Annotated in this window: 7 protein-coding genes and 2 riboswitches; all 7 genes read right to left on the bottom strand. The window is 42.2% G+C overall.

Annotation, left to right across the window (positions count from 1 at the left end; all coding sequences use genetic code 11):
• Positions 1-349 precede the first annotated feature (349 nt).
• Positions 350-919, bottom strand: coding sequence for an ECF transporter S component (locus Q7J41_RS14955; RefSeq protein ID WP_304889238.1), 570 nt, complete (start codon positions 917-919; stop codon positions 350-352).
• Positions 920-1,003: 84 nt separating this feature from the next.
• Positions 1,004-1,132: riboswitch (FMN riboswitch) on the bottom strand.
• A 66-nt stretch (positions 1,133-1,198) separates the two neighbouring features.
• The gene (locus Q7J41_RS14960) at positions 1,199-2,128 is read right to left on the bottom strand and encodes a magnesium transporter CorA family protein (protein ID WP_304889239.1); all 930 of its coding nucleotides are present in this window, start codon (positions 2,126-2,128) and stop codon (positions 1,199-1,201) included.
• A gap of 236 nt (positions 2,129-2,364) precedes the next feature.
• Positions 2,365-2,528, bottom strand: a riboswitch (M-box (ykoK) riboswitch).
• Positions 2,529-2,794: 266 nt separating this feature from the next.
• The gene (locus tag Q7J41_RS14965; protein WP_304889240.1) at positions 2,795-4,348 is read right to left on the bottom strand and encodes a hypothetical protein; all 1,554 of its coding nucleotides are present in this window, start codon (positions 4,346-4,348) and stop codon (positions 2,795-2,797) included.
• Between the two features lie 197 nt (positions 4,349-4,545).
• On the bottom strand, positions 4,546-5,982 hold the full coding sequence (locus Q7J41_RS14970; RefSeq protein ID WP_304889241.1) for a YDG domain-containing protein: 1,437 nt from the start codon (positions 5,980-5,982) through the stop codon (positions 4,546-4,548).
• Between the two features lie 194 nt (positions 5,983-6,176).
• Positions 6,177-8,087 carry a fructose-specific PTS transporter subunit EIIC gene (locus Q7J41_RS14975; RefSeq protein ID WP_304889242.1) on the bottom strand — a complete coding sequence of 637 codons (1,911 nt, stop codon included), beginning with the start codon at positions 8,085-8,087 and terminating at the stop codon, positions 6,177-6,179.
• A 4-nt stretch (positions 8,088-8,091) separates the two neighbouring features.
• The gene (pfkB, locus tag Q7J41_RS14980; protein WP_304889243.1) at positions 8,092-9,018 is read right to left on the bottom strand and encodes a 1-phosphofructokinase; all 927 of its coding nucleotides are present in this window, start codon (positions 9,016-9,018) and stop codon (positions 8,092-8,094) included.
• Positions 9,015-9,185, bottom strand: a complete 171-nt coding sequence (locus tag Q7J41_RS14985) for a hypothetical protein (RefSeq protein ID WP_304889244.1) — start codon at positions 9,183-9,185, stop codon at positions 9,015-9,017. Before Q7J41_RS14985 ends, pfkB begins: the two co-directional genes overlap by 4 nt.
• Between the last annotated feature and the right edge of the window lie 55 nt (positions 9,186-9,240).

Genomic DNA, 9,240 nt, shown 5'->3' on the forward strand with positions numbered 1-9,240 from the left:
TTTTCTATGACCGCCGCTTCTTCATCTTGTTCAGCAGTTTCCTACCGAAGAAGCTTTTCTATTATATCGTTGTTTCTTCATGTTGTCAAGCTGTTTTTTGAAATTCTTTTAAGTTCATTTCAATGTTTCAGCTGTGTGTGCGCCGCCTCTGTTCGAGACAATTTCATTAGTATACGCTCTTTCACCCGGCCTGTCAACATGTTTTTGAAAGTTTTATCATTTCTTTTTTCATCGCACTGAATATATGTCTAGTTTGCCGTTATTCGGGCATTTGATCTAACAATTCGTTCTTTTAAAAAAGAACCTGGAATCAAATAATTCCAGGTTCTCTATTATAATGATGATTTAACTATTTGCTTTCTGCGATCTTCGTTTCTTGTATTTCCAAGCCCAGCACCTTGCTGACGGATTTGTAAACAACAAAGGTAATGACTGAATTTATTCCTGCTTTAATCAGATTAAAAGGAACAATTATCGGAAGGATCATCGGAAGCACGGCTTCAACCGGAATTCCCAAAAAGAACGGTGTGATCGCAATATTCCATAATGCCATCGTTATTGTCATCGTTACGGCACCAAGCGCCAGGCCAATGACAGCACCTTTTCTGGTTCTGTTTCTTTTGTAAACATTCCCGGCAACAAGCACAAAAGATCCGGTCGCGAAGAAATGCATCAGGACACCAATAATCCCACTGGCTGAGCTAACGGTTGCACCCTGTAACACACAAACAACAGCTGTCAGGATTAAGCCGCCTAATGGACCAAACATAAACGCTCCAATAAAGATGGGAATATCGGCTGGGTCGTACTCCAAAAATGGAGCGGCCGGGAATATTGGAAAACGGATTAAATAAACCAATAGTATGGACATTGCTGCCAATACTGCCATCTGGGTCAGCTGTTTTGTCTTGATTTTCATAAAAAATCCTCCTTCAATTGTCTGTCCAGTCAACTTAAAAAGCCCTCGAAAATTTCTTTTCAAGGGCTTTGCGTGCAAAATTGTACGCCATTTCTTTCATCCGGACTATACCGTCGGTTCTGGATTCCAACCAGATCGGCCTTTCGGCTCGTGGACTTATCGCTTTCGCGCGTCACCACCGGTGAGGACTTACACCTCGCCCTGAAACAGACTATTCATTTATTAAATTTATTATATACCCGGTTCAATTTCTTTGTCAATGATAATTTTTAGTCATCTCTAACTAAACATCTTTTTCTTGAATAACACAAAGGCAGCCACCCCGGTACAGGCAACCGAAATCAATACGACACTCCAAAAATTAGGAATTGGCAAGCCTTCGACGTTCATCCCGAAAAAACTGGCAATCATTGTTGGTATCGCCATTAAAATGGTTAACGAAGTCAGTATTTTCATCACAATATTTAAGTTGTTTGAGATAATCGATGCAAATGCGTCCATTGTTCCGCTGAGAATATTGGCATAAATATTGGACATCTCAATGGCCTGTTGAACCTCAATCAGCACATCTTCCAATAATTCTTTATCTTCTTCGTAGAGTTTGATAATCCGGCCACGCTCCAGTTTTTCTAAAACTCCCTGATTGGCTTTTAGGGATGTCGAGAAAAACACCAGACTCTTTTCCAGATCAAGCAACTGGATCAATTCTTTGTTTTTCATAGATATATGGAGTTGCCGTTCAATATCGGTACTCATCCGGTTAATATGGCGCAGATAAATCAAAAATCGACTGGCCACCCGATATAGGATTTGAAATATAAAACGGGTTTTTAAGTTTGTATAGACATTCTTAACCCGACCTTTTGCAAAATCGTCGATGAGGGTATTGCCTCTTAAGCAGACGGTAATAATATTCTCTTCGGTTTGAATAATCCCAACCGGTATCGTCGTATAGAGTACCATCTTGGTATCTTTTTCAATAACAGGAACGTCAATGGTAATAAGAGCCTGGTTGTTGTCTTCCAACTCCACCCGGGAAATTTCTTCTTCATCCAGTGCGGCTCTCAGAAAATCCGGTTCTACCTCTAGTTCGGTGGTGATAAACTGCAATTCTTCTTCAGTTGGATTAACCATGTTGATCCAGCTGTTTTTTTCAATGGTCTCAATTTCTTGAATCTTACCATCAACGGTTTTATAGATTTTGATCATTGCTTTCCTCCTTTATTAAGAGCAGCCCATGATCTGTAAGATAATTTGGCCGCTCAGTTTTTGTTCGTTTTGTTCAATACGCTTCTCTCCAGGGTCTGCGTCCATCCTATCTCACTCCTTTTTTTGAATTTGCACTACAGAAAAATCATTCTACAACTTTACTTATGGTTTTTCCTTATTTACTGAAATAAAAAATCTCCACTTTAACAGAGGAGATTTTCGCACAGCAAAAATAATGATTCCTCCATTCGTTGAGTTTTGGCACTATACAGCATAGGGCATTGCCCAACTGCATTAAGTAAAACCTTAATTCGATAGTACCTGTTGACCCATTGGCATCTTTCGATGTTTCCGGGCAGCAGCCATATCTGTATAGGAGCCTCACCTAACAAAAGAAACATTTAATTTCTTATCATTCTAATTAACTATATCTTTTTATGTCCCGGTTGTCAATGCTTTTTAGGTTAACTGAGCATAAACAAACCCATCATTTTTGTCGGCAAACAGTACTTTTCTCACCATCAGTTTCTTCGTTTTGGGGTTCTTCCGTTTCCTCATTATGCAACTCTTCATTATCATTATTCTCCGGTTCTTCAGTCGCCTGACTTTCCAATGCTGCTTTCGCCCGACGTTTTTTTTTGTAAATGACAACGCCAAGGATATTAATCAACTATGCGGATGTTTTTTTCGATAGACTACCACCCCAATAATTCCCAGAACAATGACAATGGCGCCAATAATTCCAGCCACTCCGGCAATCAGCCAGGGATTGTTGGGATTCGGTTGAACAATGTTTACCCGTACTGTTGCCACGGTACTATTAAAATAATTATTTCCTTTGTACTTGACTACAACTTCCTGTTCGCCGACTTCGTTCTTATATTTTAGTTCAATATCATCCCGATTAAATTTAATCTGATTATTATTTTCATCCACTACTGTAATTGCGAGATCCTGATACACGGCATCATCCATATTTTTGGTATTGCTATCATATTCAACACTGGGTGGATTGGCGGTAATAACCAATGAGCAATCTTTTTTCTCGGTAATGGTCACTGTTTGGGTTGCCGTACTACTGTTGAATTTATCAGTCCCCTTGTATTTAACCGTTACCGGCTGATCACCTGCCACCCGGTTGTAGCTTAAATCAATATCCGTTGTTGTAAAATTAACAGGATTATTTTTGCTGTCAACAATCTGAATCCCGAGTGCCTGGTAGACGGCTGCATCCAATTTCCCCGCATCGGAAGTATAGGCTACCTGGGCAGGTGTTTTAGACAAATTGACAGTGGTATTCTCTTTAGTAGGAGCCGGTGGATCGACCTTCCCGGTAATTTCCACATTTCCGGTTGCTGAGCTTGGGCTGTACTGGTCATTTCCTTTGTATTTCACGGTAACATCCTGTTTCCCGACAGCCCGGTTGTAGCTCATTTCAATATCACTGGCCGCAAAATTAATTTTATTGTTTCCAGCATCGACCACGACAATACTCAACGCCTGATATACGGCTAAATCCAATTTTGCCGAATCGCTGGTATAAGCCACTGCTGGTGGTTTGGCGGCAATGGAAACCTTCGTATCCTGCTTTCCGGTTATTTGAACCACGCCATTGGCCTGGGTCGGATTATATTGTTTGTTCCCTTTGTAAGATACGGTAACCGTCTGCGTTCCAATTGCCCGGTTATAGGTTAGCGTGATATCACTGGGCGAAAAATCGACCTTATTGGAATCAGCATCAACAACTGAAATCGCCAAATCATCGTAAACCGCTTTATCCAAAGTACCTGGATCACTCGAAAAACCCACTGATGGAGGATTGGCTTTTAATACCAGCAAGGTATCTTTTTTGGGAACATCATTAATGGTGATATTTCCAGTAGCCGTACTGGTTTCATACTGAGCGTTGCCATTATAGGTGATGGTTATTGTTTGGGTACCAACCTGTCGACTATAATTCATCGTGATGTCGTCTGAAGTAAAATCGATTTTATTATAGTCGCTATCGACAACGACAATGTTCATCGCTTTATACACTGCCTTGTCCAGCTCAGCGGCCGACGCATTAAAGGTCACCGAGGATGGCGAACTGGCAATGGATACTGTCGTTGCCATTTTGCCATCAACTTCCGCCCAAATGCCCATCGGCAACATCAGTAAAATCAATGCTGCTATCAATCCTGTTTGCCACAACCGTCCACTTAATTTTCCACTATTCATTTTCTTTTCCTTTCCAACTGGCCTGATTTTTTTTGTTATAATCGTCGTTATATTTAAAATCTATTTTATCATATAAACGCTGTAATCGTTTCTTTTTTTTGCTCGAATCCGCCTTCAAATTTGTTAAAAATTGGATTCAGGGCAAAAAAAAGATCCGTCTCTACAAACAGATCTTTTTCTTGAAATTTAATTTTACATTAATCCATTTTTGTCAAACGATTCTTTCCGAAGAAGATGGCTCCGGCAATCAGTAACAGAAGTAGTAGGGCAATCCCCATATAGGGTACCGGTGACTCTTCTTCTTTTTCTGTTGCGCCATTTCCGCCCGTGCTGTAATCATTCCCACCATAGACAGCCACGGCGTCTTCTTTCTTGATAATTTCAAATTTATTTGCGCCATCAGCCAGGACAATGCGGTAATTAGCATTATTTAAGCTCCCTAAAAAAATGTCATAGGCGCCAACTGCTTCCCCCGCTTCGCGTTCTAAGGATCCAAACATCACATCGTCAGCATACAGCCCCTTATTGAAGCCATCGCCCGAATCATCCTGCCAGACTGTATAAGATAATCCCGGATCTGCTTCGCCCTGAATTTTTGAAACATAAGCAGGAATAACCGTTACGGTGGCCGGGGTAATATCGTATTTTTTCTTTGAAATAATCGTTTGGTTATTAATTATATAGTTTTCGGCATTTGTCCCATCGATTCCATACAAATAGAATCCCCCTGATGCCCATACATAATAATTTCCGACATCTTTTTGCCGGGAATTAATTTCTCCGTAGTAGGGATAAAAATCCTCCGCTCCAAAAGCACCTAATTCTTCACCCTGAATCAGATCCGTTTTGTTGACGGATAGTTGGTAGTCATGAAGGTTTGGGGTGCCATCATAAACCTTATCCTGACCAGCAATGAGGACTTCGACCGGTTTGGGCAAAATACCCGCACCCAGCGATATGTTGATACTCGTCCGTGCTTTAGCCTCTTGTTTTTCATCAACAATAATATAGTTTTTTCCCTGGTCACCCGAAACCGTCATTTCTTTTAAGATGATCAGATTGGAATTTGCCGGTTTTACATCTTTAAACAAAAAACTAGCCGATTTAAAGTTAAATGTAACTTTATTTTTATCTGCGTCGATAATACCGGCGTTCCCCAGTCCTTTTAATGTATTTTCGGGCACACTGGTAGTGCCATCATAAATTTTGGCAACTGGCTTTTCGGTCAAGAATTCTGATGTTTTGAGTTCAATCGGCATTATTTTTATTTCTTTTTTATCATCAGTGCTTTGATAGGTTTCATCACCCCGATACGCTGCAAACACCATATAGGTTCCTGCCTGTGAAGGTGGAATTTTTGACAATGGGTAGGTTTCTCCATTTGCCTGGATCCCTTTATAGGTGATCTCAATCAGTTCCGGATTAAGATCAGGTTCCTCAGTAACTGGATTTACCGTTGCCAAAACCTGCGGTTCTCCATTATATACGGTATCGGCAGAGAAGCCAATAATCGGGATTAAAGTTCCTTGCTCTGCTTGATTTTCTGCCAAAACGCCTAGTGGAAAGGATCCCGCATTTAAAATGATCGTCAAGACGAGGCACAAAAACAGCCTGATACTTTTGGTCTTTTTCATTAGTTACTTCCTTGTAATGTGAATTATCACTATATCTTGTAGTTTTCTCCAATTATACCGATTTATGTCACTGTGTACAATGAAACCAGACCATTGTTCGTTTAGAATTTACTTTGTTGTTATTTATTTACAATCATTACATAAAAGGAACAAATAAAAACCCGCCTTTACGGCGGGTTTTTAATGATGATTCTTTAGATAAGTTCCAGTTCGTCGCTTTCGCTGGTTTTAGGTTTTTTCAGAATACTAAGTATCAGCATGCTGGCCACCGAACCGGCCACTAAGGCAATCACGTAACCTAATGGACTTCCCACCAGCGGAAATACGAAAATACCACCGTGAGGAGCCATCAGCGTACAGCCAAAGAACATCGATAATCCACCAGCCAGAGCCGAACCAACGATACAGGAAGGAATAACCCGGAGCGGATCTTCTGAGGCAAAGGGAATTGCACCTTCAGTTATAAAGGAGAGCCCCATTACATAATTAGCAATCCCGGCTTCCCGTTCTTTTTTGGTAAAGCGATTTTTGAAAATGGTAGTTGCCAGAGCAATACCCAAAGGCGGAACCATTCCTCCGACCATCACTGCCGCCATAATATCATACTGACCAGTGGCCAGCGATGCCAGGCCAAATGTATAGGCAGCCTTGTTGACTGGCCCGCCCATATCCACTGCCATCATACCGCCAAGGATAATACCAAGAATAACCTTACTGGATGTCCCCATGCTGTTTAACCCGGCACTTAATGCCGCATTGAGTGCCGCTACTGGGGGATTAATGACAAAGACCATCAGGGCTCCAATTAGTAGAATCCCAAAGAAGGGGTAAATCAATATCGGTTTAATGCCTTCCAGACTGGCGGGCAGTTTGGTGAAGACTTTTTTCAGTCCCACTACCAGATAGCCAGCGGCAAAACCAGCCAACAATGCGCCGAGAAAACCGGCGCCGCCGGTGTTGGCAAGCATCCCACCGACAAAACCAACTGCCAGAGCTGGTCGATCACCAATGCTCATGGCAATATAACCCGCTAATACCGGTAACATGAACGCAAATGCCGTTCCGCCGACCTTCATCAAGAAAGCTGCAAATGGCGTATTACTACCAAATGTTGCTGGATTAATGCTGTAATCATCGAATAAAAACGCCAGGGCTATTAAGATCCCGCCGCCGATGACAAACGGCAGCATATGGGAGACGCCATTCATCAGGTCTTTATAAATCTTACGGCCAACACTTTCTTTTTGCCCGGTGCCACTGGTTGCTTCCGAATTCTGGGCACCCCCAGAATACACCGGTACCTTTCCGGCCAGGGCTTCTTCAATGAGTTCCTGAGGTTTGTGAATCCCCCGAGCCACATTGGTTTGAATAACGGATTTACCATTAAATCGTCCCATTTCAACATTCGTATCAGCCGCAATAATAATGCAATCGGCAGCTTTGATTTCTGCTGCCGTCAGCTGATTCTTGACGCCTCCAGAACCATTCGTTTCAACTTTAATGGTAATGCCCATTTGTTTGGCTTTATTTTCCAGACTTTCAGCGGCCATATAGGTATGCGCAATCCCTGTTGGACAAGCAGTAACAGCCAGGAGCTGATAATTTCTGACCGTTTCCTGGCTTTTTGCTGCTTTCGAAACCCCGAATTTTTCCTGCTCCTTTTCATCAACGAGTTTTAGAAACGTTTGCGTATCGGGTGCCGCAATGAGCCTTGCTCTAAATGCTTCGTCCATCAAAATAGTGGACAGCCGACTAAGAACTTCCAGATGGAGGTTGTTTGCCGCTTCCGGCGCCGCAATTAAAAAGAACAGATAGGCCGGCTCTCCGTCCAATGCCGCAAAGTCAGTACCTTCTCGGACAACCATAGCGGCCAGCCCAGCATCCTTAACCACCGGGGATTTACCATGAGGAATAGCCACGCCTTCGCCAATCCCGGTGGTTCCTTCTTCTTCCCGAGCCATTACGGCTTTTTTAAAGACCTCTTTATCTGTAATCTTTCCGCTATCGGCCATCAAAGCCACTAATTGCTCAATGATTACTTCCTTGGACGCCGGTTTTCCGATAAGATTAATGCCTTTTTCATTTAACAAATCAATAATTCGCATTTTTTTATTCCCCCTTAATTTTTATTTCTTTTAATTGTTCAAATAACGTACTTACTTCTTCCTTGGTGGCCAATGTTTCTGAAAACGCTGTTGCACTTCCCGTTATAACCCCCATCTCAAAGGCCTCCTGAAGATCCTGTTTTTTAAGATAACCGGCAAGAAACCCAGCTACCATCGAATCACCAGCTCCAACAGAGTTTTTAACAACTCCTTCCGGTGGTTTCATTTCATGGATATCTCCGTTTTCATCAACGAGAACAGCACCATCCCCGGCCATCGATACCAGAACATTCTGTGCCCCCATTTCCTGCAATCGTTTAGCATAAAAAACAATATCCTCCCGACCATTCAGGGCAACCCCAAACATTTCCCCCAATTCATGGTTATTGGGTTTAATTAGAAACGGTTGATATTTAACGACCCTAAGTAGCAGCTCGCCGGTGGCATCCACGACAATTTTGACGCCACGGTTTTCCAGCAATTTCATAATATTTTCATAGGTGTCCTCCGGCAGTGCCGTTGGAATACTACCCGCTAAAACCAGCATATCTCCGGCTTCAATCGATTCCAGCTTTTCAAATAGTTGACCGAGCTCTTTTTTGCTGATATTTGGTCCCTGTCCATTGATTTCACTTTCTTTGGCAGCTTTTATTTTGACGTTAATTCTGGAATTTCCCGATTTTAGTTTAACAAAGTCAGTGTAACATCCAAAATCTTTGATCCGCCGCTCTATTTCTTTTCCCGTAAAACCGCCCACAAAACCCAGGGCAATATTTCTGATATCCATATTTTTTAGAACCATGGATACGTTTATCCCTTTGCCCCCTGGGTAAATATGCTCCCATTCACTGCGGTTAACTTCGCCTTCACAAAAAGATGTAAGCCCAACCACATAATCCACAGACGGATTAAAGGTTACCGTAAAAATCATGTTTCATCCACCTCCCAAATTTTGGTATACTTTTTATAATGGCCATTTTCCAGTTTTGTGGTAATGATCTCACCTTGATCCAAGGCTCCAAAACTGACCGGAGCAGTCAAATTAAATTTAGAAGGATCAGCCAGAACATAGGACGGACGAGAGCTTCCCCAAGCCAAAACCTATACCCTATGTCGATGCGGAAAGTCAAAAAATCCGCCTTTTTGTGATGGC

Source organism: Acetobacterium sp. (assembly GCF_030652775.1).
Taxonomy (GTDB): Bacteria; Bacillota; Clostridia; order Eubacteriales; family Eubacteriaceae; genus Acetobacterium.

What these genes read in the sequence shown, in the direction of transcription:
- Q7J41_RS14955 (WP_304889238.1), bottom strand. Translation starts at nt 919, where the DNA reads ATGAAAATCAAGACAAAACAGCTGACCCAGATGGCAGTATTGGCAGCA.
- Q7J41_RS14960 (WP_304889239.1), bottom strand. Translation starts at nt 2,128, where the DNA reads ATGATCAAAATCTATAAAACCGTTGATGGTAAGATTCAAGAAATTGAG.
- Q7J41_RS14965 (WP_304889240.1), bottom strand. Translation starts at nt 4,348, where the DNA reads ATGAATAGTGGAAAATTAAGTGGACGGTTGTGGCAAACAGGATTGATA.
- Q7J41_RS14970 (WP_304889241.1), bottom strand. Translation starts at nt 5,982, where the DNA reads ATGAAAAAGACCAAAAGTATCAGGCTGTTTTTGTGCCTCGTCTTGACG.
- Q7J41_RS14975 (WP_304889242.1), bottom strand. Translation starts at nt 8,087, where the DNA reads ATGCGAATTATTGATTTGTTAAATGAAAAAGGCATTAATCTTATCGGA.
- pfkB (WP_304889243.1), bottom strand. Translation starts at nt 9,018, where the DNA reads ATGATTTTTACGGTAACCTTTAATCCGTCTGTGGATTATGTGGTTGGG.